Origin of the sequence: Paenibacillus riograndensis SBR5 (assembly GCF_000981585.1) — a bacterium.
Lineage (GTDB): Bacteria > Bacillota > Bacilli > Paenibacillales > Paenibacillaceae > Paenibacillus_AQ > Paenibacillus_AQ riograndensis.
This window is the reverse complement of sequence record NZ_LN831776.1, coordinates 821627-848576: the sequence shown is the minus strand read 5'-3', so window position 1 is coordinate 848576 and position 26950 is coordinate 821627. Positions and strand designations below refer to the sequence as shown.

21 protein-coding genes are annotated in these 26950 nt (G+C 55.0%); 5 read left to right on the top strand and 16 right to left on the bottom strand.

The features are described from left to right. Window positions 1–4: 4 nt before the first annotated feature. The 3 genes from PRIO_RS03725 to PRIO_RS03715 form a co-directional block, all read right to left on the bottom strand. Window positions 5–2545 (bottom strand): DUF4129 domain-containing transglutaminase family protein, encoded by a 2541-nt coding sequence (locus PRIO_RS03725; RefSeq protein WP_046501142.1) that lies wholly within the window; start codon window positions 2543–2545, stop codon window positions 5–7. Continuing rightward, a complete protein-coding gene (locus tag PRIO_RS33680) occupies window positions 2514–3914 on the bottom strand; it encodes a DUF58 domain-containing protein (protein ID WP_020430668.1) in 1401 nt (466 codons plus the stop codon). The genes PRIO_RS03725 and PRIO_RS33680 overlap by 32 nt, the downstream gene beginning before the upstream one ends. A 103-nt stretch (window positions 3915–4017) precedes the next feature. Further along, on the bottom strand, window positions 4018–5415 hold the full coding sequence (locus PRIO_RS03715; protein WP_020430666.1) for a polysaccharide deacetylase family protein: 1398 nt from the start codon (window positions 5413–5415) through the stop codon (window positions 4018–4020). Between the two features lie 107 nt (window positions 5416–5522). On the opposite strand from PRIO_RS03715, the gene PRIO_RS03710 reads away from it, so the two are divergent. After that, the gene (locus PRIO_RS03710; protein ID WP_020430664.1) at window positions 5523–6194 is read left to right on the top strand and encodes a DedA family protein; all 672 of its coding nucleotides are present in this window, start codon (window positions 5523–5525) and stop codon (window positions 6192–6194) included. A 22-nt stretch (window positions 6195–6216) separates the two neighbouring features. Here the strand turns inward: PRIO_RS03710 and PRIO_RS03705 are convergent, their stop codons facing one another. Then, window positions 6217–7500 (bottom strand): MFS transporter, encoded by a 1284-nt coding sequence (locus tag PRIO_RS03705; protein WP_039790075.1) that lies wholly within the window; start codon window positions 7498–7500, stop codon window positions 6217–6219. 152 nt (window positions 7501–7652) lie between these two features. Between PRIO_RS03705 and PRIO_RS03700 the strand changes: the two genes are divergently transcribed. Further along, a complete protein-coding gene (locus tag PRIO_RS03700; RefSeq protein WP_020430661.1) occupies window positions 7653–8591 on the top strand; it encodes a helix-turn-helix transcriptional regulator in 939 nt (312 codons plus the stop codon). Between the two features lie 213 nt (window positions 8592–8804). Here the strand turns inward: PRIO_RS03700 and PRIO_RS03695 are convergent, their stop codons facing one another. Both PRIO_RS03695 and PRIO_RS03690 read right to left on the bottom strand, forming a co-directional pair. Beyond that, window positions 8805–10334, bottom strand: coding sequence for a DHA2 family efflux MFS transporter permease subunit (locus PRIO_RS03695; RefSeq protein ID WP_046501140.1), 1530 nt, complete (start codon window positions 10332–10334; stop codon window positions 8805–8807). Further along, window positions 10331–10786, bottom strand: coding sequence for a MarR family winged helix-turn-helix transcriptional regulator (locus tag PRIO_RS03690; RefSeq protein WP_020430658.1), 456 nt, complete (start codon window positions 10784–10786; stop codon window positions 10331–10333). Before PRIO_RS03690 ends, PRIO_RS03695 begins: the two co-directional genes overlap by 4 nt. A 241-nt stretch (window positions 10787–11027) precedes the next feature. Here PRIO_RS03690 and PRIO_RS03685 point away from each other — a divergent pair, with 241 nt between their 5' ends. Further along, complete coding sequence (locus PRIO_RS03685; protein ID WP_020430657.1) at window positions 11028–11714, top strand: hypothetical protein; 687 nt, start codon at window positions 11028–11030, stop codon at window positions 11712–11714. Between the two features lie 115 nt (window positions 11715–11829). On the opposite strand, the gene PRIO_RS03680 is transcribed toward PRIO_RS03685, so the two are convergent. Together PRIO_RS03680 and bcp are read right to left on the bottom strand one after the other, a co-directional pair. After that, entirely contained in the window at window positions 11830–16119 is a 4290-nt protein-coding gene (locus PRIO_RS03680) for a 2-hydroxyacyl-CoA dehydratase (protein WP_046506387.1), read from the bottom strand. 125 nt (window positions 16120–16244) lie between these two features. Beyond that, the gene (gene bcp / locus PRIO_RS03675) at window positions 16245–16712 is read right to left on the bottom strand and encodes a thioredoxin-dependent thiol peroxidase (RefSeq protein ID WP_020430653.1); all 468 of its coding nucleotides are present in this window, start codon (window positions 16710–16712) and stop codon (window positions 16245–16247) included. 102 nt (window positions 16713–16814) lie between these two features. Between bcp and PRIO_RS03670 the strand changes: the two genes are divergently transcribed. Further along, window positions 16815–17867 (top strand): LCP family protein, encoded by a 1053-nt coding sequence (locus PRIO_RS03670; protein ID WP_020430651.1) that lies wholly within the window; start codon window positions 16815–16817, stop codon window positions 17865–17867. A gap of 164 nt (window positions 17868–18031) precedes the next feature. Further along, complete coding sequence (locus PRIO_RS03665; protein ID WP_020430650.1) at window positions 18032–19348, top strand: glutamate-1-semialdehyde 2,1-aminomutase; 1317 nt, start codon at window positions 18032–18034, stop codon at window positions 19346–19348. 115 nt (window positions 19349–19463) lie between these two features. On the opposite strand, the gene PRIO_RS03660 is transcribed toward PRIO_RS03665, so the two are convergent. The 8 genes from PRIO_RS03660 to PRIO_RS03625 all read right to left on the bottom strand — a co-directional run bounded on the left by PRIO_RS03660 (window position 19464) and on the right by PRIO_RS03625 (window position 26939). Next, window positions 19464–20084, bottom strand: a complete 621-nt coding sequence (locus PRIO_RS03660; RefSeq protein ID WP_020430648.1) for a hypothetical protein — start codon at window positions 20082–20084, stop codon at window positions 19464–19466. A 947-nt stretch (window positions 20085–21031) separates the two neighbouring features. Further along, window positions 21032–21595: a peptide deformylase gene (def, locus tag PRIO_RS03655; protein ID WP_231869926.1), complete on the bottom strand. Its 564-nt coding sequence runs from the start codon at window positions 21593–21595 to the stop codon at window positions 21032–21034. A 103-nt stretch (window positions 21596–21698) separates the two neighbouring features. Further along, window positions 21699–22994 (bottom strand): stalk domain-containing protein, encoded by a 1296-nt coding sequence (locus tag PRIO_RS03650; RefSeq protein WP_046501137.1) that lies wholly within the window; start codon window positions 22992–22994, stop codon window positions 21699–21701. Between the two features lie 97 nt (window positions 22995–23091). Further along, entirely contained in the window at window positions 23092–23361 is a 270-nt protein-coding gene (locus PRIO_RS03645) for a hypothetical protein (RefSeq protein WP_020430639.1), read from the bottom strand. A gap of 17 nt (window positions 23362–23378) precedes the next feature. After that, window positions 23379–24263 carry an inositol monophosphatase family protein gene (locus PRIO_RS03640; RefSeq protein WP_020430638.1) on the bottom strand — a complete coding sequence of 295 codons (885 nt, stop codon included), beginning with the start codon at window positions 24261–24263 and terminating at the stop codon, window positions 23379–23381. Between the two features lie 214 nt (window positions 24264–24477). Continuing rightward, a complete protein-coding gene (uvsE, locus tag PRIO_RS03635; protein WP_020430637.1) occupies window positions 24478–25485 on the bottom strand; it encodes a UV DNA damage repair endonuclease UvsE in 1008 nt (335 codons plus the stop codon). Further along, the gene (locus PRIO_RS03630) at window positions 25482–25799 is read right to left on the bottom strand and encodes a hypothetical protein (RefSeq protein ID WP_020430636.1); all 318 of its coding nucleotides are present in this window, start codon (window positions 25797–25799) and stop codon (window positions 25482–25484) included. Before PRIO_RS03630 ends, uvsE begins: the two co-directional genes overlap by 4 nt. 48 nt (window positions 25800–25847) lie before the next feature. Next, entirely contained in the window at window positions 25848–26939 is a 1092-nt protein-coding gene (locus PRIO_RS03625; RefSeq protein WP_020430635.1) for a D-alanine--D-alanine ligase, read from the bottom strand. Between the last annotated feature and the right edge of the window lie 11 nt (window positions 26940–26950).

Genomic DNA, 26950 nt, shown 5'->3' with positions numbered 1-26950 from the left:
CTGATCAAGCCAGACGGAAAGTGATCGCCAGACAGTTGGCGACAAAGGCCGCGCCTTCTGCGCCGGCTGCCGGGACTAGCGCCAAGCCCCTTTGGCCGGGTGGCGGGATCTTCGGGAGCGGCGCTGATTTCCGCGCCGGGTTGCCCGGGAACGGCGCTGATTTCCGCGCCGGGATGCCCAGGAGCGGCGCTGGTTCCCGCGCCGGGTTGCCCAGGAGCGGCGCTGGTTTCCGCGCCGTGAACCCTCGCCGGGCGGACCCGCACTGAGGTGCTGATGCCGCGCGGCTGCTGTACGCCAGGGCTTCCCACTGGCGTATGAACTGCCGGACCGCGGCGCGCAGCCGCGCGTCCTCAATCGCCAGGGAGGCGGCGTACTCCCTGGCCGTTACCCCGGGCGGCGGCGGCCCGTACCGCGCCGTCAGCCCGCGCCAGGCCAGAGCGGCGGCGCGCAGCTGCCGCTCGCGGCTGAACCTGCCGGACCGCCGCGCCGCCGGCAGCAGGGCCAGGCAACGCCGCCAGCGCCAGGCGGCGGCCAGCCCCACCAGCGCGGCGGCAGCCGGCGCTGGCGGGTTCCCGCCCGCCTGCGGCAGGGCGGGCAGGGTGTCCGCGCCAAGCGCAGCGGACGCGGGGGTTCCCGGCGGCGCGGATGCAGCCGCGGCGGGGTCCGCCGCCGGGCCTGCGGCAGCGGCGAGGGCGGCAGCGGGCGTAGGGTCGAACGGGACCCAGCCCGTGCCGGGAAAATAGACCTCCACCCAGGCATGTGCATCCCCCTGGGTGACATCATAGCGCGGCGGTACAGCATCTGCCGCCAGGGTTCCCGGCCCGTAGCCCTGGACATAGCGGGCCGGAATGCCGGAGCTTCGCAGCAGCACGGTCATCGCTGTCGCAAAATGCACACAGTAGCCCTGCTTCGTGACGAACAGGAAGTCATCCGTGAAATCCGACCCCTGTGGCGGTATCCGGGTCTTCAGCGTGTAAGTAAATCCGTTCTGCAGGTAATCCTGAACGGCGGAGACAGCGGCATAGCGCGTGTCCGCCGAAGCCGTGAGCCTCCCGGCCAGCTCAGCGACCCGGCGGGGCAGCTGAGCCGGCAGCTGCAGATATGAATCGCGCACCGACACCGGGTCCATTCCGGCAGAAGCCCGCAGCACAGCCGGGTCGCTCTCCGGGAGTATCGATGCCACTGTGTATTCCGCAACTCTGACGGAACCGCCCGCCTCAGGAAGCCTGAAGCTGTCCTTCTGCGGATTAGCCAGCACATAGCCAAGCCGGCTGCCATCCGTCAGTGTGATGTTTTCAATATCAGCCACCGTTCCGGCACCGAACAGCGGCAGCCCGCCTGAGGAGGGGACCGCGAATTGAATCCGCTGAACAAGCCTGCGGCTCTTTCCGGCCTCTTCTGCCTGGTTCTGTCCCGGACCCGGCAGAGCGGTTAGATTAAACGGCAGAAATGCCGCCCCGTCCCTGATCCAGCGGCGTCCATCATAGTAGGCAATACTCTCTCCCCTCCAGTAGGAGGGCCGATCGGCCACAACACTGAACACTGCTTCAGTACTGGAAGCCAGGGGAGCGCCAAGCTCCGCTTCTCCTGAACCATAGCCTGTGCTCCCTGACCGGGTCTGCTGCTGTTGTGAAGATTCCTGCATTTGCCCAGCCGCCCAGTGCTGCATCCTGTCCAATATCGGCTGGAAGGTGATCGGCCCGCCTTGACGCGCTCCATACAGCTGCCCGCCTGTCCAGGCTGCCAAAGTGATGATCAACGCCGCGGCCAGCGCCAGCCCTCCCCAGCGCGTATAAGGGAGGGCAGCGCTTCCGGTGCCTTCTTTAAGCCGCAGCAGACGGTTCAAGGCCTGCAGCCATAGAATCAGACCCAGAGCAACTATGACATCCCCGGTTGTTTTCACCGTGAAGCCCATATCCAGCGCCAACAGGTATATCAGGGTTACTAGAGTAAACAGCGTCGTGCTGCCTCTGTACAGCGCCAGCTGCTGCACGGAGCAAACCAGCAGCCCCCAGCCCAGCACCAGAATCAGCAAGCGGCTGTTCTCGCTTAGCGCTGAGATATGCCCTGAGAAGAGCAGCGCCAGATCGTCTGACCCTTCTGCGGCATACAAGCTTAGCCAGCGTCCCCCCTTATTGCCGTCACATATATAGAACCAGGTCAGAGACATGATCATGAACTGAACCGGATATTGAACGAAATTAGGAAGCCGGAGGCTTCCCCACAACAGCAAGGCTGCGGCACAAAACAGCAGCGTGTGCAGCAGCCGCAGTGTATCCGGCTCCACGGCAGTCCGGAGCAGGGGAAGCAGCCATTCCATGAATAGCCCCATAATGGCCAAAGAGAACAGCAGCCGATAATGCAGAGGACTACTGTCCCTGCAATCAGCTTGACTGTCCTCCACATGATCCCGGATGTCCAAGGCTGTTGAGGTGTCAGTCCGCAGCCCCCAGCGCTTCTTCCGCACAGGTAACGTTCCGGCAAATTCTACTGCCGCTGCAGTCGTCCGCCCCCTACCAAAGCGTTGACCGCTCCTGGAATCCATGGACTTCCACCCCCTTGTTTCCTTTTGACAGGGAACCGTCCCCGAGGCAATACAGACAAGCGCCAAGTCTGGTCAAGCTGGCGCCGATTGTGGCTGCCGGACTCCACGGGCTATTCACCGGACCGCCTGCCGGCCGCGGGGCTGGCTGATCCCAGACATAATACAGTTCAACTTTCACGCCCTGCACCAGAAAACGGGCAAGCGTACGGGCGGATTCTTCCTCCAGCCTGCCGGTAATGACTACAGCTGTCATCCCGGGTATCCAGCCCCGCGAAGCGTCCTCCAGCAGCGCGCTTAGAGAACGCCCGCCGTCCGGGGTAATCTCGGTGAGCATATCCTGTACTCTGGACGGGATTTGCCCTAGTCCTTCATGTTTGGCCATACCTTCCGGCCATCCGCCGCTGAAGAACTGCACATAGGAGCCGGTTTGCTCTGCAGCCAGCAATAGCCCCATGGCAGCGGAAACAGCCCGTTCAAAGGGGGCAGGCGGGTCCCCGCGCTGCCCCCGCGGTGTCAGAGCCCCGCAGGGAATTTCATATTCCCCGGAACTGTTAGCCAGAACAATGCAGGACATGCGTCCTTCTTCCCGCTCCGGCACCCGGCTCTGCAGCGTTCCCTTCCGTGCAGTGTTCTTCCAATGAATCCGGCTGAGCGGGTCACCCGGAGCATACTCGCGGATTTCCCCGGCTTCGGCGCTGTAATTACGCGTTCGGCTGCTGCTTACCGTGTCACCCGGCTTTACGCTGCTGTATGGCGCAGTTCTTCCTACATACAGGGGTCTTGGCCGGACTTTGAAGCTGTCGCCGCTTCCGGACTGACAGCCTCCGGTAAATAAGCCGAGCAAATCTCCCCAGCTGACACTGCACCCGTGAAGCCGGTGTACTCCGCGCTGCACCTCATGCAGCGAATAGGTGTAGGCCAGCGAGCGCCGGAATCCGGGAAACAGCAGCTGCTGGTGCGTCCCGCCGCTCCATTGGTCGGCTATAACCATCCACGGCAATGGAATTCGTGTCCTGAAGGTGACCTTCACCTCCACAGTCAGCGTATCCCCGGCTGCAGGATGGACAGCGGACAGGCTGCGGGTAACCGTCACCTTACGGGGACCCAAGAGCTGCAGCAGCAGACCTCCAAGCATTAGAACTCCGCTGGCCGTTAAGAGAAACAGCAGTGTTTCTCCTCCGCGCCAGGCATACAGGGCGCCGGTGACAGCCGCCATTGAGAGTATCCTTATCCACTCTCCGGCAACATTTCGGGTCCGGTGAACAGGCTGGCTTCCGGTCGTATTCACGCTATTGTGTTCTTTCCGGTCAAGCGGGTTCGGTTTCATTAAGGATGAAGAGGACAATTGGGCTACCCTTCCTTTGGCCATAGACTAGCTTCCTGCAGCCATAAGGAGATATGGCGCAGAGGAGCCTGATAATGTCTATTCTTCCCACGAAAAAGGGTGCCCAGACCTCCAGCTTTGCTACATTTCAAAGCGTCTTTACCCTGCGTTCCTCCGCAGTCACTGCTGCGGTCAGCGGCGGGTGTCCGGCAGCATCAAGCAGCCCGCGGAGGGAAACCCATAGCGAAGAGCCGATGAGCTGCACATCCGCACTGCGGATCTGCTGTCTGCCGTCCCCATCTGTTATGGTGAGCTGCTGATTCGCTGCATCCGCCAGGATGGTCCGGCCATTCCAGACCACCCGGCCGGAGCGGCTGGACACCTCCCAGCTGACCTTCCCCCCAAGCCTTTCAACTGCTGCACGCAGCGGCACCTTATATTGCCCTCCACTGATGGTGTACTCTCCGGGGAGCAGCTTGGCTTCCAGCGGGCCAACCTCCAGGGCAAGCGCCTTGCCCGGTGTGAACAGCTCACGGTTAGGAAGGATATTCGCAGCAATCCATGCTTTGGAAGGCTGGGCATGACCCGTTCCGGCAGCGGAGGCAGATACTCTGAACTGGACTGGCTGCACCTCTCCGTCCAGCACGCCAAAGGTATATCCAGCGGCTTTATAGCGCTTGATAATCTCCGGCAGAGCCTTGGCGCTCTGCTCGTGGCCTCCTCCGTCATGAAGCAGCAGGATTACCCGGGAAGCGGTCAGATCTGCTACAGATTCCCGCAATATATCCGCAGCAGGCACCCCTTTGCGCCTGGAATCACCGCTATCCGCCGTCCAGTCCATTACGGAATAGCCGGCTTGCGCCAGGAGCCGGAAATACGTCTTGTCGAAATGTCCGAACGTGCCCCCCGGAGCACGTACGAGCTGCGGGCGCACCCCGGTGATGTTCCGGACAATCTCCTCGGTTTGCTTGATTTGCGACCAAAACTCTGTAAAGCTGCTATATAAATCACGGTAATTATGATTATACGTATGATTGCCGATGGCATGGCCCTGTTCCCATATGGCGCTGATCAGCTCCGGGCGCTGTTCGGCCTGCTCCCCAAGCACAAAAAAGGTCGCCTTCACCCCCTGCCGGCGCAAAATTTCCAGAACCTTTGGAGTGATTTTGCTGGGGCCGTCGTCAAATGTTAAGTAGACTGTTTTTTGCTTGGTCTGCGCAGGCAGGGTAGGTTTGGCTGGAACTTTGGATACTGCGGCCCCATTCTTTACTGCAGCCTCTGCCCTTATTGCAGTCTTTGCTGAGGTTTGGGCGGCTGCCTGTGAAGGAGTAAGGCTCATGGAAAATGCTGCGCCTGAAGCAAAGCCTGGCAGCGGTTGAAGCCGGCCGGCATCAGGCGGTGCCAGAGGCACACCTTGCGTCAGGGCAGCCGGAAGATTATTCTTAAAGAGTACTGTACGCCCCGCAAATGCAAGGACCAGAACTACCATAGTAAGCAAACCGCCGAGCACGATCCGGCGGACATTATTTTTTCGGCAACCCTTCATCTTCTCTACCTCCAGCTTTCTATTGGCGCGTTCGCGTCTTTTGGTAGATTGTATGAAGACAAGCCCGGAAATAGAATTAGGCATGCGCCCTTGGAGAGTGAAGACTTATGGAAATGCTGAAATGGATACAGGAATTGTTCGCCAGTTATGGCTATAGTGTGCTTTTTTTGGGACTTTTGCTGGAGTTTGTGGCTCTGCCTTTTCCCGGAGAAACCACCATGGCCTTTGCAGGCTTTCTTTCTTACACCGGCAAGCTTGACTTCTTTGTGCTGATCGCTGTGGCTTTTGCCGGAACTACAGTTGGCATGACCGTGACTTATTTTATCGGGCTTAAGGCCGGGCTTCCTTTTATTCAGCGGTATGGCAAATGGTTTCTGTTCTCAGAGACCAAGCTGGAGAAAACGCAGCACTGGTTCGACCGCTATGGCAGCATTCTCGTTTCCATCGGCTACTTCATCCCGGGGGTGCGCCATTTTACCGGCTACTTTTCAGGTATTACCGCTCTGCCGTTCCGTAAGTTTGCCCTCTATGCATACAGTGGCGCTTTGCTGTGGGTAGTGCTTTTTCTGGGGATCGGAAAAATATTCGGCCCCCAGTGGATGGGCATCTTCCATCTGGTAGAGAAAAATGCAATCTGGATTGCCGCCGGCGTCGCAGCCGTCGCAGCATTTATCATCCTGTACCGCTACAGGCACAAGATCGGGTCCCGGCTGCTCCGGCGCAAAACAGGCATTAACCTGGAGACCCAGGTGGTTAAGGTCAAAGAGCCGTCCAAGTGAAAAACAGCGTGTTCTTCTAGGGTCACTGGCGCAGTTCCCTTGGCATCTTCCTCCGGTAACGAAGCAGCCATGCCAACACTCCGAGCAGCAATGCCGCCCCTGCGAACCCGGCACCGCCTCCGAATCCCAATGCCCTCGGCTCCATGACCTCCAGCAGCCAGCCAGCGCTGAACATGGACAGCCCAATCAGTGAACCGCCCAGCGCTGATAATATCCCAAAAATAACCGGCTGCTGGGCGGCAGGCGTTTCCCGCATCACCAGCGTATCCAGACAGGCACTCCCAATCCCCCCGCATAACGACAGCAGAATATATAGCACAAAGGCCACCCCGAAATGCCTGCTGCCGCTGATGCACATCAGCAGAATCCCCTCCAGCAGCAGACCGCCAAGCGCAATCCCGAGCAGCCGCCGTTTCAGCAGCCGCCCGGCAAAAAAACTGAGGCTAAGCCCGGTGCCGAGTGCGGCATAGAAAGCTCCGACCCCCACGTCCCCTGCATGAAACACCTGTACCGCATACACACTGATCAGCACATTGTCCCAGCCATTAATCACCGGCACCAGCAATTCATAGGCCAGAATGATCTGCAGCACCTGACTGCCGCCAATCAGAACCCTAAGGCTCTGCCAGCGGCCAGTCCTTTTCAGAGAGTCCTGGATAACCGGCTTCGCCGGAACAGAATCTTCCAGCAGTTCAGTCCCGCTGGAGACGGCTGCTGGAAACGATATGCCCCAGATAAGAAGAGCAGCCAGCAGGAACGAGGCGGCATTCGCTACAAAAGCCATTTCCGGCCCCCACCACAGCGACACCAGTCCGCCTGTAAATGCCCCCAGGATCAGCACACAGCCGGTCATCAGCTGCTCCAGACTATTGATTTTATGCAAGGAGTCGGGACCGGCCAACAGCGGAATCGAGGATTTGCGCACTGGACTGTAAAGGGCTTCCCCAGCCGCCATAATAAAGCTCCCGGCATACAGCAGCCAGAGCCTGCCGGCTCCGTCTACCAAAAGAAAGGACAAGGCGACCGGCACACGCAGCAAGTCAACGGCCATCATTATAGTCTTGCGCGGCAGCCTGCCGGCAAGCATTCCGCCAAGCGGGGCCATGAACAGAAAAGGGAGCACCCTCATCCCCAGCGAGATCCCTACTGCCATCCCCGATCCGGTCACCTGCAGAATCAGCGCCAGCATAGCGACGCTGCTGAACCGGTCGCCAATGCCGTTAACCAGTCCGGCCGCAAACAACCTGGAATACCCCTTGGATCTCCGCTTCAGCACTTCCGTTGGACCATTCTCTGTTATATTCATGTTCACAACTTATCCCTCACATCTAATATTATATAATAATCTAATTAGATGTTATTCTAATATTTGATAAATTGCAAGGCTATTTCCTTTGATTCTGTGCAGGAATACAAGGATAATGAACCTATGAATACACGCGAAAGAAGGAAGCCTGTGTGAAAATTGACCGTCTGCTCTCCATTGTCATTTTGCTGATGAACCGCCCGCTGGTCCAGGCCAAGGAACTGGCCGATATGTTCGAGGTGTCTGTACGCACCATTTACCGTGATATCGACAGTATTAACGGAGCCGGCATTCCCGTCGTCACCTATCAAGGCGCGAATGGCGGCATTGGGCTTATGGAGGGATACCGGCTGGACCGCAATGTGCTTACGGAACGCGAGCTGGCCGATATTTTTACTGCCCTGCAGAGCGTATCTTCTTACGGAGCCGGAGAACACAACCTGCTTATGGAAAAAATCACCAGCGTGATTCCTCCCTCAAAGTCGCATGCCTTCCGCAGCAAAACTACCCAGCTGATTGTCGACTTCTCCCCCTGGGGGCTGCAGGGCCCGCTGGAGGAGCGTCTGTCTCTGCTGAAGGAAGCGCTGGACGAGAGCACTGCCGTGGCTTTTGATTATGTCAATGCAGACGGCCAGATCAGCCACCGGATTGTGGAGCCATATACGCTTGTACATAAGGGTGCGGGGTGGTATTTATACGGATTCTGCATACAGCGCCAGGATTTCCGGCTGTTTAAGCTGCTGCGCATGAAGTCGCTGGTTAAGGAAGCCCGGAGCTTTGAACGGCTGGATATCCCTCTGCAGGATCTGCCCTGGACTGAGGGCTGGAAAGAACCGCTGAATACACAGACCGTTGTCCTGCATTTTTCGGCAGAGGGCAGATATCTGGCGGAGGACTACTTTGATTGCGAGGAGCTGGAGGCCGATGGCAACGGCGGGTATATCGTTAGATTAGCTTATGCGGAGAACAACTGGCTGTACGGCTTTTTGCTGAGCTTCGGAACGGTTGTGGAGGTACTGGAGCCTGAACCGGTCCGCCGCAGGCTGGCCGGACTGGCAGCAGAAATTGCCGCCAAATATAAGCTCTTATAGCCTAGAACTTGGATTCTATTGCATTCTCTGCAGCAACGCAGAATCAGAAGTATTCATTTGACAAAGTGCAGTCATGCAAAAAATCCGCTATGGCCATCCCAGAGGAAGACTGCGGATTTCAAGTACGAAAAAGGACTATCCAAGCAGCCCGGGTAAGGCTGGCGGATAGTCCTTTTTTGGTTCAGACCATAACTTATGATGATGCAAATGATCTTATGCCTGCTGCGACTTCACCTTGGACGGCTGCACAGGTTCGGTGTCTTCCGTTTGCAGGAAGTCAGGCTGAGGTGAGGTCTTCTTGATGAACAAGGCCAGCACCAGAGCTACAACCGTCACCCAGGTAGCCACGGTAAATGCATGGGTAATCCCGTTGATCGTTGCGTCCTGTGTAAGCTTGAGCATAGCCGCCTTGTCAGTTTGGGATACCGATCCGCTCATTACGGCTTCTGTAATGTCGCTCTTCGTCCGGTTGGTCATCAGGCTGACGAACAGCGCCATGCCCAGTGCTCCCCCTACCGTCCGCAGGGTATTCGACATTGCCGTACCGTGTGAAGCCAGACGCTGCGGCAGCTGGTTCAGACCGGCGGTTACGATTGGCATCATCAGCATGGACATCCCGAACATCCGCGCCGTGTAAGTCAGAATCAGGTGGGTATACGTAGTGGTATGGGTGATCTGGCTGAACTCCCAAGTAGTAATTGTAGTGATAATCAAGCCGATGACGGATAGCCATCTGGCGCCGATTTTATCAAAAATAATCCCTGTGATCGGAGACATTACGCCCATCAGGATCGCGCCCGGCAGCAGCATCAGCCCCGATTCCATCGGTGTAAAGCCACGGATTGTCTGCAGATAAATCGGCAGCAGAATCATCCCGGAATACAGTGCCATTGTGACAATAATGTTGATTACAGTAGTTAATGAATACATGTTGTAACGGAAAATGCGGAATTCCAGCAGCGGCTTGTCGGTCTTAAGCTCACGCCAGACAAACAAAGCCAAAGCCACAACGCCCAGAATCAGGCAAGCATACACAGTTGCACTGTTCCAGCCGTCTGTTCCGGCATCACTAAAGCCGTACAGCAAACCGCCGAAAGCAAGCGTGGACAGCACCACACCCATTTTATCCAGTCTGGGCGAAGTCAGCTTTCCGACATTCTGCATAGTCTTCATGCCAAGCAGGGTAGAGAAAACAGCCAGCGGAAGCACAATGTAGAACAGCACCCGCCAGGAATAGTTCTGAACCACCCAGCCGGACAGCGTTGGTCCTACAGCCGGGGCGAAAATCATGGCAACCGCCATCAGCCCCATCGCTTTACCGCGCTCTTCAATCGGGAAAATCCGCAGGAATACGATGTTCATCAGCGGCATCAGAATACCTGCGCCGACAGCCTGAATCACTCTGCCGACCATAATCATCTCAAATCCGGTACCTATAGCACAGACCAGCGTTCCTATGGAGAAAAGCATCATTGCGGTAGTAAATAATTGACGGGTGGTAAACTTCTCCACCAGATAGGCACTGATTGGAATCAGCACCCCGTTCACCAGCATAAATCCTGTTGTCAGCCATTGTGCCGTATTGGCGGCAATCTTGAGGTCTTCCATCATTTTGGGCAGTGCCACATTCATCAGCGTCTGATTAAGCAGCGCCACGAACGCGCCGATCAGGAGGGCCGCAATAATGGGACCTCTGCGTATCGTCTTCGACGGCCCGGCAGCATTAGCAGTTACTGTGCTCATAACTTGTTGTTCTCTCTCCCTTGTTCCAAAATGGTAATGATTTCCCGGTGCAATCTCAGCAGTTCCCTGGCATCCTCCGGCGGTATATTCACCAATGGCTCCAGATGGCTTCGGAGCGATTGCTTGCTTTGCTCCCTGATCTCCCGGCCTTTGTCCGTCATTGCCAGCTTAAATATACGTCTGTCGCTCTCCGAGCGTTGTCTGGTTATCAGTCCAGCCTTCACCATCCGGTCAACCACACCGCTGGCAGCGCTGTTTCCCAAATGCAGCAGATCCGCAAGCTCCGTAATCCCTACATCCGGGTGTGCCTCCAACTTGCGCAGGACCATCAGCTGCGTGGATGTGATATTGAGCTTCTCTGCATCCTTCCACATAAGCTGCTGGAAATTATGGATAATGCAGCGGAATGAAGAAAAGATATCATCCAATTGCTGTTCTCTATCCTCCAACATTCATCGCCTCCAACCATTCAGTAAACCCATTAATACTTCGCATGCGAACTATTTTACTATTTACCTATTTATCCGTCAACCACTTGCTGAAACTTTCTGAAAAAATATTTTGGACTCAGAACATATTCCTTAGTGTGATCCTCTGCCGCAAAACGGACACGCTTTAAAACCAGCCAGCTTTGGGATTTGTTATATAATCTAGAGCATAAGCCTACATCAAAGCGGAAGCGGTGAGCCCTTTATGTCTCTTGAAGCACGGAAAATCTGGAATGCCATCCATCAGCAGCTGACACGAATCATTACCAAGCCGGAAGAGCATGCTAATGCGGTGGCTCTTTTTTTGGAGCTGCATGACTGCCTCTACGCCTCAAACGGCAACAACCCGGAGCAGACCAATTATGAAGACGAGCTGTTAAAAGATCTCCGGGAGCAAACTATGCGCAGTTATCCGGTACATACGGCTAACAGCAACAATTCGATCGTGTGGCACATATGGCATAGCGCACGTATCGAGGATATTACGATGAATATTCTCACTGCGGACCGTGATCAGATTCTCCATTCCGGACATTATGCGGATAAGCTCCACACCCCTTTTATTCATTCCGGAAACGGGATGAGCGGACAGGAGATTGCTGAATTCAGCGCAGCCGTTGACTTGGAAGCCTTGCTGGAATATCGCCAGGCTGTAGCCGCCGGGACACGATCCATTATCGCTGGATTGCAGCCGGGACAGTTCCGTAACAAGCCCCGTTCAACCCAGATCAGCAGAATTTCCGCAGAAGGCGCTGTAAAGGAAACGGAGCAATGGCTGATAGACTACTGGGGTGGCAAAACCATTGCCGGCCTCGTACTGATGCCTGCCACAAGGCATAACTTTGTTCATCTGAATAAAGCTATGCGCGTCAAGCTGAAACTGCAAAAATAACTCCTCATCCCCTAATGAACCTGCCTGCTTCGTCCTTGGAGCATGGGTTGCCAAAATAAAAAAAGCGTACCCCCGTCTTAAGGGTACGCTCTTTGAATTTTACTGAACTGCAAGCTTACAGGTCGCTTCTGACGCTTCCGACCACTACAGGTTTTATTGCACTGCCTCTTTTCACCTTTGCGCCAGAGGATGGAGTGCTGCTCGTCAACCCGCTGGCGATGGACATCATCAGCTTGATCCGGTTCGCCTGGTTCACGACACTGACACCGGCATCGTAATCAATGGCCGCAATGTTGGCGCCGGGATACAGGTCCTTCAGCCCCTTAATCATTCCCCGTCCGGTAATATGATTCGGCAGACAGGCAAAAGGCTGGATGCAAGCAATATTATTAACCCCGTTATCCAGCAGATCCATCATTTCCGCAGTCAGGAACCAGCCTTCGCCCATTTGATTGCCCACGGAGACCAGACGGCTGGCCTTCTCGGCCAGTCCGTAAATATTCTCACGGCCTTTGGCCAGACCTGCTTCTTCCAGCGCCGCCTTGACGGGCTTACGGTAAATTTCCAGGTAGGAAATCAGCATCGGATTAAAGAAGCCCAGCTTTTTGCTTTTGCCGAACTGCTCGGCTTTGTATATCGGATTGTAGACGCAATAGAAAATAAAATCCAGGAAATCCGGCATAACCGCCTCGCCCCCCTCGGCCTCAATCATCTCTATGATGTGGTTGTTGGCGTCTGGATGGAACTTGATCAGGATCTCGCCGACGATCCCTACCTGCGGCTTCACGGTTTTGATCACCGGAAGCTGAACGAATTCGGCGACGATTTCGCGGGTCAGCCGTTTGTATTCCCGGAACGAAAAGGTCGAAAGACTGGACTTGCAGCGGTCCATCCCTTTGCGGAACAAGGCCTGCGCGCTTCCCGGAATCACTTCATACGGTCTGAAGCGGTGCAGCAGCCGCATCATCAGGTCGCCATAGCAGGCGGCCGCAATCAGCCGGTTGGCCAGCCTCAGGCTGATCCGGAACCCCGGCTGGTTCTCCATTCCGGAGGCATTCAGCGAAATTACCGGAATCTGCCCCAATCCGGAATCTTTCAGCGCCTTGCGCAAAAGCGAGATATAATTGGTTGCCCGGCAGCCGCCCCCGGTCTGCGACATGATTACAGCGGTCCGGTCCGGATCATAGTCCCCGCTCTTCAGGGCAGACAGCATTTGCCCGATAGTGACAATCGCCGGGTAGCAGGCATCATTGTTGACATACCGCAGGCCTTCCTCTGTCTCCTTCGGTCCGGTGCTTTCCAGGATTTTGAGCCGGTATCCGGCGTCCCGGAAGACGCGTTCGAACAGCTCGAAATGGATGGGAGACATTTGTGGTGCCAGAATGGTGTAGGTTTCCTTCATTTCCTTCGTAAACGGCATGTTAGCCTGTGTTTTATACAGGAGCTGGGGCTTCACATCCCCTTTTTCCCGCTCGCGCATAGCCGCAAGCAGCGACCGCAGACGGATGCGCGCCGCGCCCAAATTGCTGATCTCATCAATCTTGATCAAGGTGTATACCTTGTTGTTGCGCTCCAAAATTTCCTGAACCGCATCGCAGGTAATGGCATCAATTCCGCAGCCGAAGGAGGTCAGCTGTACCAGCTCCAGATCATTCCTGCTGGCGGCCAGACGGGCCGCACGGTACATCCGGGCATGGTAGGTCCACTGGTTAACCACGCCCACCTCCCCTTCACTGCGGTCCAGATGGCAGATAGAATCCTCGGTCAGCACAGCCAGACCCATGCCCGTGATCATCTCGGCGATGCCGTGATTAATCTCGGGATCTGCATGGTAGGGATGGCCGCAGAGCAGAATGCCTTTGGTACCGCTATGGGTAAGGAACTCCAGCGTTTCTTCGCCTTTGTTCCGCAGATCGGCTTTGGCCCGCTCGGCTTCGGCAAGTCCCGTCTGCACGGCAGCGGCAATTTCTTCCTTCGGGATATCCATGAAGGTTTTCACCAGAACCCGGGTCAGCGCCGGAATATCATCGAAGGTCAGAAACGGGCTCACGAGCGGTATGTTTTTTTCTTTTAATCCATCCATATTGTTGCGGATCACTTCGGGGTAAGAGGCCACCACCGGGCAGTTGAAGTGGTTCTGCGCCGCGTCGTCTTCCTTCTTCTCGTATACAACGGCCGGATAAAAGATGAAATCGACGCCTTTGCCAAGCAGGCTCTGCACATGCCCATGGGCCATCTTCGCCGGATAGCAGATGGATTCGGAAGGAATGGTGTCCATTCCGCTCTCATAGAGCTTTTTGCTGGATTTCGGCGACAGCACCGTCCGGTAGCGCAGTGTGGTGAAAAAGGTATGCCAGAACGGATAGTTCTCGAACATATTCATGGTCCGCGGAATGCCGACTGTCCCCCGCTCCGCCTGCTCCACAGGCAGCCCCTCATAATCAAAAAACCGTTCATATTTGTATTGCATGAGATTCGGCAGGTTATTCTTCTCTTTCTTGCCTCCGGCCCCGCGCTCACAGCGGTTGCCGGTGACATGGAAGCTCTTGTCGGGGAAGCGGCTGATCGTCAGCGCGCAGTTGTTGGCGCATAGTCTGCAGCGGCCCGGTGACACTTCATATTTGAAGGCTTCCAGTTCTTCCGGTCCCAGCAGGGTGCTGACCCCGTCAAAACCGGCATGCTCTCTGGCAAGCAATGCACAGCCGTAGGCGCCCATCACGCCGGCAATATCCGGTCTGACCACTGTTCTTCCGGTCAGCAGCTCAAAAGCGCGAAGTACGGCTTCATTGTAGAAGGTACCCCCTTGGACAATGATGTTGCGCCCCAGATCGTCAGCGTTGCGGATTTTGATGACCTTTTGGAGCGCATTTTTGATGACCGAATACGCAAGCCCTGCCGACAGATCGGCCAGCGTAGCCCCTTCCTTCTGCACCTGCTTCACTTTGGAATTCATAAAAACCGTGCAGCGGGAGCCCAGATTGACCGGCTGGGCGGATTCCAGCGCTGCTGCGGCAAATTCCCCGATGCCGAGCCCCAGTGCGGACGCAAAGCTCTCCAGGAAAGAGCCGCAGCCCGCCGAGCAGGCTTCGTTCAGCATGAGGCTGTCGATGGCGCCGCCGCGGATCTTGATGCACTTCATATCCTGTCCGCCGATATCCAGAATGAAATCGACCTCCGGCATGAATTTGGAGGCTGCCTTGTAGTGCGCAACCGTCTCCACTTCACCGCCGTCTGTACGCAGCGCTGCCTTGACCAGGCCTTCCCCATAACCGGTTGCATATGCACCGGCAATATGGCAGCCTTCAGGCAGAATCCGGTAGATCTCCTTCAGGGCATCGCTGACGGACTGCAGGGGGTTGCCTTTGTTGCTTCCATAAAAGGTATAGAGGATTTCATCCGCAGCGCCGGTAATCACCAGCTTGGTTGTGGTAGATCCGGCATCGATGCCGAGATAGCACGGTCCCTGATATGTATCCAGCTCCGAACGCGGAGCTGCCGCCCGGCTGTGGCGGAGCCGGAACTGCTCCAGAGCCTCCGGCGAGGCGAACAACGGCTGCAGTTCGGCATCCTCGGCACGGTCGGCCGAGAAATCAACGGCATCCAGCCGGGCCATCCAGCCGGACAGCGGCAGAACCAGCGGATCGGTCTGCGACAATGCTGAACCAATGGCGACAAAATACTGCGAGTGCTCCGGAAACAGCACATCGCTGTCGCTGAGCCCAAGCGTCTCGGCAAACCGCTCCCGCAGCGCGGGCAGAAAGGTCAGCGGCCCGCCAAGGAAAGCCACCCGGCCACGGATCGGGCGGCCGCAGGCCAATCCGCTGATCGTCTGGTTGACAATGCTCTGAAAAATCGAAGCCGCCACATCCTCGCGGCGGGCGCCTTCATTGAGCAGCGGCTGGACATCGCTTTTGGCAAAGACGCCGCAGCGCGATGCGATAGGATAGATTCGTTCATGCTGCTCGGCAAGGACATTCAGACCCGCCGGGTCAGTCTGCAGCAGGGAGGCCATCTGGTCGATGAACGCTCCGGTGCCGCCCGCACAGGCTGTGTTCATCCGCTGCTCGATGCCTCCGCTAAGATAGATAATCTTGGCGTCCTCGCCGCCCAGCTCGATCGCGGTATCGCACTGGGGGATCAGCTCGCTGATCGCCTTCGTACAGGCGATGACCTCCTGCACAAACGGAACCTCGCCAAGCTTCGAAAGGGACAAGCCGGAGGAACCGCTTACAGTCAGAGCTGCCTCGCGATCCGGGAACCTGTCCCGCACATCCGACAGGAGGGAAAGCGCAGCTTTTTTTATATCGCTAAAATGTCTCACATAATCCTGGTATACAATCACATCGTGTTCCATAACAACCAGTTTGGCCGTAGTTGATCCGACGTCCAGCCCAATACGCAGCATCATCATGCCATTCATCACCATGCCTTGCTCCAAATTTGAAGTAATATGAGGCAACTATATCATGAGAGCGCCTGATGGAAGCTGTTAAAAATGTTACAGACATTTACAATTCGTTACCAGCATACTTATTTATTCATGATTTCTCCCAATAGCGCTTCGACATGGCCCTTGACCCGGACTTTTCTCCATTCTTTGACCAGAATGCCCTGCTCATCAATGAGAAAGGTGGACCGCACAATGCCCATAAATTCTTTGCCGTACAGCTTTTTGAGCTGCCAGACCCCGAATAATTGGCTTACGGTATGATCCTCATCAGAGAGCAGCGGAAACGGCAGACTGTGCTTCTCGATGAACTTCGCATGGGAAGACAGGCTGTCCGGACTGATCCCCAGCACGACTGCATTGCCCCGGGCAATCGGGTCCCCGGCGTCACGGAAATCACAGGCCTCCTGCGTGCAGGCAGGGGTCATATTTTTGGGATAAAAATACAGCACCACCTTGCGGCCGCGGTAATCACTTAAGCTGATATTCTGTCCTGTTGAAGCAGGCAGAGTAAAGTCCGGCACTTCTTGTCCGACCTCGATTTTGTTCATTAATGGTTCTCTCCTTAATAATATGGATGAATATTCCGAAATTGCTTGTATACCTAAAAGAAATTATAATGTAGAGAATGTGAATGGGAAAGGAAGAACGAAATGCCACCAAGAAAGAAACGGCACGCAAAAGCCGGCAAGTCAAAGAAAAAACCGCTGCTCTGGACTCTGGCAATTATACTTCTCCTGATTATCGGCGGGATAGTCTATTATTTTGCAGAAATCTATAATCAGATGGACAACCTGCACAAGACCGGTGAAGACTCGCCGTTTGCAGCAATTCCCTCACCTTCAGCCGAAACCGTTCAGCCTCCCAAATGGGAAGGCACCGAACCGGTTAACATCCTGCTTATGGGTGTCGATGCGCGCGGAGTGAAGAAGGGTGAAGTCCCCCGCTCGGATACAATGCTGGTTGCCTCCCTTGACCCGGTCAAGAAGAAATTTTATGTATTTTCTATATTGCGTGATACCTATGTTTCTATCCCTGAGCATGGCAAAGAACGCATCAATACAGCGATAACCCACGGGCCCAATACCGCGATGCAGACCGTCAGCGAACTGCTTGGCATCCCGATCCAATACTATGTCTATACCGACTTTCAGGGCTTTATTAAGCTGGTGGATGCAGTGGGCGGCGTCGATTACGAGGTCGAGAAGGATATGGTGTATAAGACGAAGGCAGACGGCCCCGAATATGACATTGATCTGAAAAAAGGCTTCCAGCATCTCGACGGCAGCATGGCGCTGCAATATGTGCGGTTCCGCCATGATGCCACTTCCGATTTCACCCGGACCGAACGTCAGCGCGGCTTCCTTAAGGCTGTTGCCGACAAGGTGATCAGCACCACTTCCATTATTAAGCTTCCTAATATTCTGTCCCAGGTTACCCCTTATATTGATACCAACCTGGACGTTAATGATATGTGGAAGCTGGCTACCGTGGGCTATGACAGCTCGATGGGCGGCAGTGCACAAATTCCGCCGATGAATCTGCTTACCGAAGAAAAAACCAGCGGCGGCTCGGCAGTGCTCGGCATCAGCAGCGAAAACAAGCTGAAGAAATTCGTTCAGGATACACTGGCTGGTCCTGAGCCGTCCCCATCGCCGGATGCTTCTCCGGGCAGCAGTCCTTCGGCCAGCGCCGGGAGTAAATAAATCACTTATCAGCGAGGAATATAAGGATGCTTCATAGCGTGAACTATTATCCATCCTTGTATCTTCAATAATACCCATGCTTAGCATCAGGGCGGGCGAACAGCGGATAAATCCGGCGGTTCGCCCTTTCCCTTGTGTTACTATCATTGAAAGGATGATTAATTATGAACCGTACCACCTCTGAACATTTGTATGAGGAAGCTCTGCAGCATATCGTCGGAGGCGTCAACAGCCCCTCCCGCTCCTTCAAAGCCGTTGGCGGCGGCGCTCCTGTCTTCATGAAACGCGCCGGAGGCTCCCGCTTCTGGGACGAAGACGGCAATGAATACATAGACTATCTGGCCGCCTATGGACCGATTATTACCGGCCATGCCCATCCCCATATTACTGCGGCCATTACACAAGCAGCAGAAAACGGGCTGCTGTACGGAACACCCACGCAGCTTGAGATCAAGCTGGCCAAAATGCTGAAAGAAGCCATTCCTTCGATGGATAAAGTGCGCTTCGTCAACTCCGGCACCGAGGCCGTCATGACTACGATCCGTGTAGCACGTGCCTATACCAAACGCAGCAAAATTGTCAAATTTGCCGGCTGTTATCACGGCCATTCCGACCTTGTCCTGGTCGCCGCCGGCTCTGGTCCATCCACCCTTGGCATTCCCGACAGTGCCGGAGTCCCTGCCAGCATCGCCCAGGAGGTCATCACGGTTCCCTTCAATGATCTGGACGCGCTGCGTGAAGCGCTGGACAAATGGGGCGCGGATGTCGCGGCGGTAATGGTGGAGCCGATTGTCGGCAATTTCGGCATGGTTATGCCGCAGCCGGGCTTCCTCGAAGGGCTCTGCAAGCAGGCCCATGACAACGGATCACTGGTCATTTACGACGAGGTCATCACCGCTTTCCGTTTCCACTACGGTTCCACTCAAACCTACGCAGGCCTCGATCATCATGAGGACATCATCCCTGACCTGACCGCACTCGGCAAAATCATCGGGGGCGGCCTGCCGATTGGCGCTTACGGCGGCCGCAAGCATGTTATGGAGCAGGTCGCTCCGCTCGGCCCCGCCTATCAGGCCGGTACGATGGCGGGCAATCCCGCTTCCATCTCCGCAGGCATCGCCTGTCTGGAGGTGCTTGCAGCCGAAGGTGTCTATGACGAAATGGAGCGGCTGGCGATCCGCCTGACCGAAGGGCTGCAGGCATCCGCGGACCGCCATGGCATCCCGCTGACCATCAACCGGATCCGCGGCGCGTTTTCTACGCATTTCTGCAATCATCCGGTGACCAATTACGATGAAGCACAGGATACGGACGGCGGGCTGTTCGCCAGCTTCTTCCGCCACATGCTGAACCGCGGCATCAACCTGGCCCCGTCCAAATATGAAGCCTGGTTCCTGACCACGGCGCATACCGATGCCGATATTGACGCTACACTGGAAGCTGCGGAAGCCTCGTTCCGGGCCATGGCGGCGGAGAAATAATACTTCCGCAGGCAGCGTCTGTTGTGCAGATCTCATTGAGGCTTCTTATTTATAAAAACAAACCCACTGCGGATTCGCGCAGTGGGTTATTTTTGCGTTAACGCTCAGTATGGAGCTAGTGAAAGTCAATCTGCTTGTCCAGGAAGACTTCTTCTCTTATGGGGCACATGAATCTGTTGCTGGCAGGTACCAGGGAAAACTCCACGAAACTCAGGTCTTCCGGCAGCGGTGGCCAGACCATGAACTGCATATGAAAATGTGCTCCACCACCACGCGCACCATATCCATCGATTTCATAATCCGTATCGCCGACAACCGCAAGCGTAAGTAGAGGATTGATGCTGACCTGCCCAACAGTCTCCTTCAGATACTTGATTTCCAGCGTGACAATACTAAGCTTTTCATGCTGCAGCGCATGGGTCAGGGTATACTCGACATCGTCCTGCAGCGTTGTTTGCATAATCGGCAACACACCCCGCAGGACTCCGGGCTCTTCCCAGAATTTGCGTCTCGGACGTGCTTCATTGAGGCTGCTCAGAATGAACGTAATTTCATCGGGTTGAAGCTCAAAACGGGTTGCCCACTCCTCTATCGTTTCCGTATCAGGAAAAAGCCCTTTACCACCTGAAACCGCTTTGCGCTGCCGGAACAGCTCCAGAATTTGCTCATCAATCTGCTTCGCTTCGTCATTGTACACATTCTGCATCCCTCGTATCGGAACTCTACTCCAGCCCATTTTCATTTCCTCCTGTCGTTTAGTCCTGCCGCTTTAACCACTCTTCCTGCGGTCGCAAACCAATACTTCCGCAGCAACCTTCAGGATGCCTGTATTTCTGTCCATATGCGCTCCCTTATGTCAGCCCAATCTGCTTTCCACTAAACCTCCTTGATAATCCTGTAAGTATAACACTATTTTCCATATTAAAGGTAACTCTGTTCCAAGCATAGAACAAAACGGCTACGCCGTCCTCACTGGACAACGTAGCCGTTTTGGATTTCAGTTTAACAGTGCCTGGAAGGACCCTCCATAAACCCTGCGGCCACTCCAAGTGGAAAAAGGTTAACTAATTTGCTCCAAAACCCTGTTCTCCGAAGATTAGGTGGAAAAAGGTTAACTAATTCTGCTCATTTTGCCCCCCTGGTAAGGTAATTCGGTCTAATTAAGTATCCTTTTGCCACTTAAATCTCACGATTGTTGATTTTGGGGAGAAATAAGTTCCCTTTTTCCAACTATATAAACTGAACTTGTGATTTTTCTATTTGGGATTAGTCGTGACTCCAGAGAATGTTTGGACTTCCAGCCGCTGCCCATCTGCAGATTTCTTGATTTTGTTCCGCCGTTCGCGGTTGAAATCCGCAGACAAAGGCGGACGCTACCGCTCCTCCAGTTCCAAACTTCTCCTCCGTCACTTTCCCCTTAATTGTAATATTTTCAAGTTCAATTTATATAGCGCTTGCTCAGCGCCTTCTTGGCAAGGACTAGCCGGAAATAGGTTATCCGATCCAACTGATTCCCACCTTTTCGGGTGAATTCCACTTCATTCTCTGCAACTCACACGCTGATCCTCCCTCAAACCGCTGTCCCGGAGGACAGCGGCGGCGGAGAATGGCTTAAGCAGGAATAGCAGACTATCTGCTTCTGCTTATCTGCTTATCTGCTTATCTGCTTTTTTGCTTTTCTGTTTATCTGCTTTTCTGCTCATAAAGACTGCGGATCTCCACACCCTGGGGGAGCTTGAAAGGATTCTCTTCATTGATCCGGTCGTAGAACATGATGCCGTCCAGATGATCGATTTCATGCTGGACTACAATGGCTTGGTAGCCCTTGAATTTCATGACGACTTCCTTGCCGGTCATATTATAGCCTTTTACCTTCACGGACTCGTATCTGGGCACAAAGCCATGCACCGGGCGGTCAACGGACAGGCAGCCTTCGCTCTCTGGAAGATAGATCATGGCCACTGAATGGCTGATCACCTTCGGATTGACCCAGGCATGCTCCACCATGTTGCCCTTCTCATCTCTCAGGTACATTACGAACATCCGCTTCTGCAGTCCGATCTGATTCGCCGACAGCCCTACGCCGGAGCGCAGCTTATATTTTGCAGCAACCTCGGGGTCCTGGCTGTTCTTCAGAAACTGCATCATGCACTGCAGCGCCTCTTGATCCTCAGCCTGCAAGGGTATTGGCACAGGCTCCGCTACAGTGCGCAGCACGGAAGCACCCTCACGCACAATATCGTCCATAGTAATCGTATATTCCGCCTTAAATTTTGCACTAGACAACAACATTCATCCACCTTTATGCCGTACAGGCTGAATTTAATATTTCCTTTTAGCTTATGCGCGTCTATGGATTAATGAAAGCCGTCCGCAGCTTGCTGCTGTAATTCACATCGAAGCCCAGGCCGGTGGCGAGGGCGGCAAGCGGGAGATAGGTTTTATCCTCATTGCCGACCTTTTGCAGGAACGCCGGTGTATCGATGGCTGCCGCCGCCCCGTTGACCTTGATCGTTTGGGAGCCGATTGTTATCACTACAGTTTTTCCGCCGTACACAATGGTCGCACTTTGGGTTTTATTGTCCCACTTTCCGGTGGCGCCCACAGCATTCAGAATATCCTTCAATGCCAGGAAGTTCTGCCCGTTCTTCAGAATCGGCTTGTTCGGCGTATCCAGCTCCACTCCCTTCACCACAATTGACATGGGTGCGGATGCGGCTGTCCACGCGGAAACGGATGGAACCCGGTACTCTCCCCAATACGTTTCGGCGAATACCTTGGCGATGGTTTCATACCCCAGCTGCGTCGGGTGGAAATCCGCCGCCCCTGCGCTAATGATATGGGTCCGCGACGCTTCCACGCCTGCGAATGACTCCGCCACATGGGCCACCTTCACCGGAGCATCCGGCTGATTCAGGCTGGCGGCCACGCTTTCCGCCGTCGCCGTGAACTGCTGGGCAGCGCTCATTAGCTTGAGATATGAGCTGCTGACAGCAATCTTGGGCGCCGGCTGATACTGGTCGGCCAGCAGAATTGTGGCCTTCGCATTGACTGCGCGAATATTCTCAAGCGCGGCCTTAACATTGCTGCTGTAGCTTGCCAGAAGCTGATCCAGCTGAGCCTTGAAGGCCTCTTCCGTCAGATCCTTGGCCGTGACCAGCAGGCTGCTCACATCATTCCCGCCAATGGTCAGCGTAATCAGGTCAGCCTCGCTAAGCTCAGTCTTGATCTGCGGAGTGAGCGCGGCAAATTGGTTGATCCGCGGATCAGGAAGACCGGCCTGAATCCCATCGGCAGTGGCAGCTGCCCCATCTTTAATGGCTGCCGTATAATTCAGCAGCCCCGCCGTAGTAAGTCCCAGAATGCCATAGTTGCTAAGAGCGCTTCTGCCATGATACCAGCCCTGCTCCAGCAGCCGCTCCGCATATCCGTAGGGCTTCACATTCGGATCGGTCATCCCCGGCTCATACCCCGCCGTGATGGAATCCCCCAGTGCTACGATGCGAAAAACCTCCTGCTCCGAACCTTGTACTGCTGCAGCGGCTTCAGCTGCACTTGCAGAGCCGGCTCCTGCACTGATCCACAATGTGAACAGCAGCAGGCTGCTCGTGCCAGCCGCGTACATTTTTTTCCATGCGTTCAGCATCGTATCCCTCCCAAATTGGTATAATTCCATTCTATCATCCAGTCCGTGTATGCAAAAGAGCGGCTTCCCGGTATCCGGAAGCCGCTCCTGGCAGGAATCAAAATGATTGCTTTGTGTTATCTTTGTCTTCAGAACCATGATCTTTCTTCGCCCGTTCCAGATATTTATCATATCTGTCATCCAGCTCATGGCCTATTTTACGGTAGCGCAGCGTTTCTTCCACAATCGGATCAAGTGTGGTCTGAATACGGATTTCATACTTGGGCGAGATTTGGCGGATCTCCTTGGCAGTCCGGTCGGCCTCTTCCAACTCGCCATCCTCCAACAGCTCGCTCAGCTTGCGCTCCAGATCATCTTTTTCACTCATGCTTCTTGCCGCCCTCCTTATTTGTTGTATCCCGTTGCTTCCGCTTCGCCAAGCGAGGCCAACAGGAAATCATGGATTCGTCCGTTGCTCGCCACCACATGACGGGTGCCAATATCATAGGGATTGCCCAGCGTATCCGTTACCTTGCCCCCGGATTCCAGTACCAGCAGCACGCCAGCCGCACAGTCCCAGGGACTTAGGCCGACCTCCCAATAACCGTCTACACGGCCTGCTGCCACATAGGCCAGATGCAGAGCGGCAGAGCCACCGGCACGGATACCCCTTATCTGTGGAAGAATCTGCTGCAGTCCGGCCATATTCGCCGGCTGGGCGAAGGTACGGTCAGGCGGGAAGCCCATCGCCACCAGGCTGCTTCCCGGGTCCGCTTCGGCAGACACGGAAGTAGGAATCCCGTGCATATAGGCGCCTTTGCCCTTCTCAGCCACAAACATCTCATCGCGGATAGGGTCATAGATAACGCCTACGGTCAGCTCACCCTTGACTACCAAGGCTATGGAGACACAATAAAAAGGAAACCCGTGTACAAAATTGGTCGTCCCGTCAATCGGATCAACAATCCATAAATATTCATGCTTCCGCCCTTCTTCCAGGGCGGCAGTCAAAGCATCAGCTCCTGGCTGAACGCTTTCTTCCCCGAGAATTGCATGGTCGGGATAATGGGTCAGGATCAGCCGGCGGATCATCTGCTCCACGCCTTTGTCCACTTCTGTAACCAGATCCTGGGCTGACGTCTTGCTGCCCAGTTCCTTCACACGGCCCTGTCTGTTCTTGATCCATTCCCCCGCTTTGGCAGCGGCATTGATCGCCGCCGCAGTATGCCCCTTACTGGTAACAACGTAAGGCTCCCGGTCGTTCCGGTTATCCGAATTTGTAGGATTCATATCTTCACTCCGCTTTCTTGAGCATAATTGTTTCCATATGTAGAGACAAGGTGCACTCTTTGGAACCAGGGCATCCACCAACCGGCCAGACCAGGTGCTATCGGAGCGCCGGCCTTGTGTTCGCTAAACTTTTATTCAACGTACCCTATTTAAGGAGACTAATCAAGTCGGAGGTTAGCCCGTTTTCCGCTTCTAGCACCGGGTTATCCGGGGTTTATGGTTCAATATTGACGCTTGCCCCATCTAGTACCGTTATTCCGTTCCCGGCTTCGGCAAGCTCCTTCAGCGCTTCCATCAGGCCAAACAGCGCTCCGTCCTTCGCCTTCGCTTCAATCATCGCATCCACGGCCGGAGTGTCCGCCGCGATTCGCTTAAGAAAAGCCAGCAGCGGCGCAGGCTCCACACCATCAGCATGGCTGCGCGGGTCGGACGGGCTGCGCGGACTGGACACATGAATCTTCGGGGGCAGCGTTTCACCGGGGAGCACATCCTTCAGCGCCAGCGGAGTCTGCCAGGTTTTCATAATCTCCGGCCACAGCTCCCAGGGAAGCTCGCCTTCATTATTCACCCACTGATGATGAATATCCAGCACCATAGGGACTCCCAGCCTCCGGCTGACCTCAAGTGTCTCCGGGGCATTGAACGTCTTGTCATCATTCTCCAGCGTCGTCCGCTCCTGAAGGTCCAGCGGCAATTCTGCAAAATGCTCCAAAAAGCGCGCTGCAGCCGCAGGCTTGTCTCCATACGCGCCGCCGATATGAATGTTGTTCTTGGCGGTCGCCGGCAGATCCATGGCATTCAGCATATCCACATGATGCTGCAAATCCCGGACCGAACTGGCCAGCACCTCAGGCCGCGGGGTGCTCAGTACTGTAAAGTGGTCAGGGTGGAAAGAAACCCGCAGTCCATGCTTTTTCACATAGCTGCCTGCTTCGGCAAAATCCGCTGCCAATGCTTCAAAGGGATTCCAGTCCTGCAAATCGGGATGCGTCGCCAGCGGAATCAGTTTTGAAGTCAGGCGGTATACCCGGATATCGGAGCCTACATTATGCTTCAGCAGACGCAGCGTGTTGTGAAGATTCCCCCGGGCGATAGCCTCCAGCCGCCGAAGTCCGGCTTCCCGGTCATTCAGCTTGTTGAAGCTGGCCATGGTCATGGTCTTGGAGGGCGAGCAGTCCGGGATAACCGTGGACATGGCTACATAGCCAAACCGGACAATCATCCTTCTTCACCAAAAAACATCTCAGAAGCCAGCGCCGTCTGCACCCGTGATTCTTCTTCATTCAGCTTGCGCACCAAATCCATCTCGACGGCTGTCACCTCGTTGCCCTGGAAATTAATTTCCGCGATCGATGCAGAAATTTTGACAATAGCTATTGCCACATTCTCCGGTGTGTAGGCGATGACCTTCTGGCCGGTCGGATACACGCGGAAGCCCTGCTTTACCATTTTGGTGCGGCCGTATTCCAGCAGCTCGTACAGCTCCTGGTCATTCTTGAACTTGCATACAGAATTGAATTCGGATTGAAATCCCATGGTTCCTCACTCCTTCCCGGCCGGAATGATCCCGCCGCTCGCAAAATGTTATTCGTTATCGTACTTCAGATTTTGCTTGAAATGGTAACGTTCCAGCGCCAGCTCGATCATGCGGTCCAGCAGGGCCTGATACGATACGCCGGTCTCGCGCCACAGCAGCGGATACATGCTGTAAGGTGTGAAACCGGGCATTGTATTCACTTCATTAATGAGAATCTTTCCATCGGATTTGCGCAGGAAGAAGTCGGCGCGCGTAATGCCGCTGCCCTCAATCGCCCGGAACGCCTGAATCGCCGACTCCCGCAGACGGTCAGCCACCTCAGGGTCCACAGGGGCCGGAATCAGCATCTGCGATTTGCCGTCGGTGTATTTTGCCGCATAATCATAATATTCACCAGAAGAGACGATTTCACCCGGAACCGAAGCTTCCGGCTCCTCATTGCCGAGCACACTGACTTCAACCTCGCGCGCATCAACAAATTCTTCAATAATGACCTTGGTATCATAGCGGAAGGCCACCTCCACCGCCTTAATCAGGCTCTCCTTATCAACCGCTTTGGAAATGCCTACACTGGAGCCCAGATTGGCCGGCTTGACGAATACCGGATAACCCAGCTTATCCTCCAGGCTGATGATCAGCTCATGGCTTTTGCGTTTCCAGGCGCTGATATTGAAATAGCAGTATTCACACTGATCCAGCCCGGCCTCTCCGAACAGCTTCTTCATGACCACTTTATCCATGCCTGCAGACGACGCCAGGACACCCGCCCCGATATAAGGGATATTAGCCATTTCGAACAGGCCCTGAATCGTCCCGTCTTCTCCGTTAGTGCCGTGCAGCAGCGGGAACATCACATCAATCAGCTGATCACCGCCGGTCAGCCCGCTGAACACCGCATTCAGTGCCATACTCATATCTCCGGCTTCGCCGCCCAGCTTCAGTTCCTGGATAGTTCCAAAAGGGGCATCCATCGCCGCTCCGACCTTCCAAAGCCCCTGCTTGGAAATATAAAAAGGTATAATCTCATATTTCGCGTAGTCAAAAGCGTTCATAACTGCAAATGCCGTCTGCAGCGATACCTCGTGCTCTCCGGATTTGCCGCCGTACACCAGTCCTACGGTTATTTTTGTATCCCCCATGCCCTAACCTC

Bases quoted from the DNA above. Each gene is read 5' to 3' on its own strand.
- PRIO_RS03725 (WP_046501142.1), bottom strand. From the start codon at position 2,545: ATGGATTCCAGGAGCGGTCAACGCTTTGGTAGGGGGCGGACGACTGCA.
- PRIO_RS33680 (WP_020430668.1), bottom strand. From the start codon at position 3,914: ATGGCCAAAGGAAGGGTAGCCCAATTGTCCTCTTCATCCTTAATGAAA.
- PRIO_RS03715 (WP_020430666.1), bottom strand. From the start codon at position 5,415: ATGAAGGGTTGCCGAAAAAATAATGTCCGCCGGATCGTGCTCGGCGGT.
- PRIO_RS03710 (WP_020430664.1), top strand. From the start codon at position 5,523: ATGGAAATGCTGAAATGGATACAGGAATTGTTCGCCAGTTATGGCTAT.
- PRIO_RS03705 (WP_039790075.1), bottom strand. From the start codon at position 7,500: ATGAATATAACAGAGAATGGTCCAACGGAAGTGCTGAAGCGGAGATCC.
- PRIO_RS03695 (WP_046501140.1), bottom strand. From the start codon at position 10,334: ATGAGCACAGTAACTGCTAATGCTGCCGGGCCGTCGAAGACGATACGC.
- PRIO_RS03690 (WP_020430658.1), bottom strand. From the start codon at position 10,786: ATGTTGGAGGATAGAGAACAGCAATTGGATGATATCTTTTCTTCATTC.
- PRIO_RS03685 (WP_020430657.1), top strand. From the start codon at position 11,028: ATGTCTCTTGAAGCACGGAAAATCTGGAATGCCATCCATCAGCAGCTG.
- PRIO_RS03680 (WP_046506387.1), bottom strand. From the start codon at position 16,119: ATGCTGCGTATTGGGCTGGACGTCGGATCAACTACGGCCAAACTGGTT.
- bcp (WP_020430653.1), bottom strand. From the start codon at position 16,712: ATGAACAAAATCGAGGTCGGACAAGAAGTGCCGGACTTTACTCTGCCT.
- PRIO_RS03670 (WP_020430651.1), top strand. From the start codon at position 16,815: ATGCCACCAAGAAAGAAACGGCACGCAAAAGCCGGCAAGTCAAAGAAA.
- PRIO_RS03665 (WP_020430650.1), top strand. From the start codon at position 18,032: ATGAACCGTACCACCTCTGAACATTTGTATGAGGAAGCTCTGCAGCAT.
- PRIO_RS03660 (WP_020430648.1), bottom strand. From the start codon at position 20,084: ATGGGCTGGAGTAGAGTTCCGATACGAGGGATGCAGAATGTGTACAAT.
- def (WP_231869926.1), bottom strand. From the start codon at position 21,595: ATGGACGATATTGTGCGTGAGGGTGCTTCCGTGCTGCGCACTGTAGCG.
- PRIO_RS03650 (WP_046501137.1), bottom strand. From the start codon at position 22,994: ATGCTGAACGCATGGAAAAAAATGTACGCGGCTGGCACGAGCAGCCTG.
- PRIO_RS03645 (WP_020430639.1), bottom strand. From the start codon at position 23,361: ATGAGTGAAAAAGATGATCTGGAGCGCAAGCTGAGCGAGCTGTTGGAG.
- PRIO_RS03640 (WP_020430638.1), bottom strand. From the start codon at position 24,263: ATGAATCCTACAAATTCGGATAACCGGAACGACCGGGAGCCTTACGTT.
- uvsE (WP_020430637.1), bottom strand. From the start codon at position 25,485: ATGATTGTCCGGTTTGGCTATGTAGCCATGTCCACGGTTATCCCGGAC.
- PRIO_RS03630 (WP_020430636.1), bottom strand. From the start codon at position 25,799: ATGGGATTTCAATCCGAATTCAATTCTGTATGCAAGTTCAAGAATGAC.
- PRIO_RS03625 (WP_020430635.1), bottom strand. From the start codon at position 26,939: ATGGGGGATACAAAAATAACCGTAGGACTGGTGTACGGCGGCAAATCC.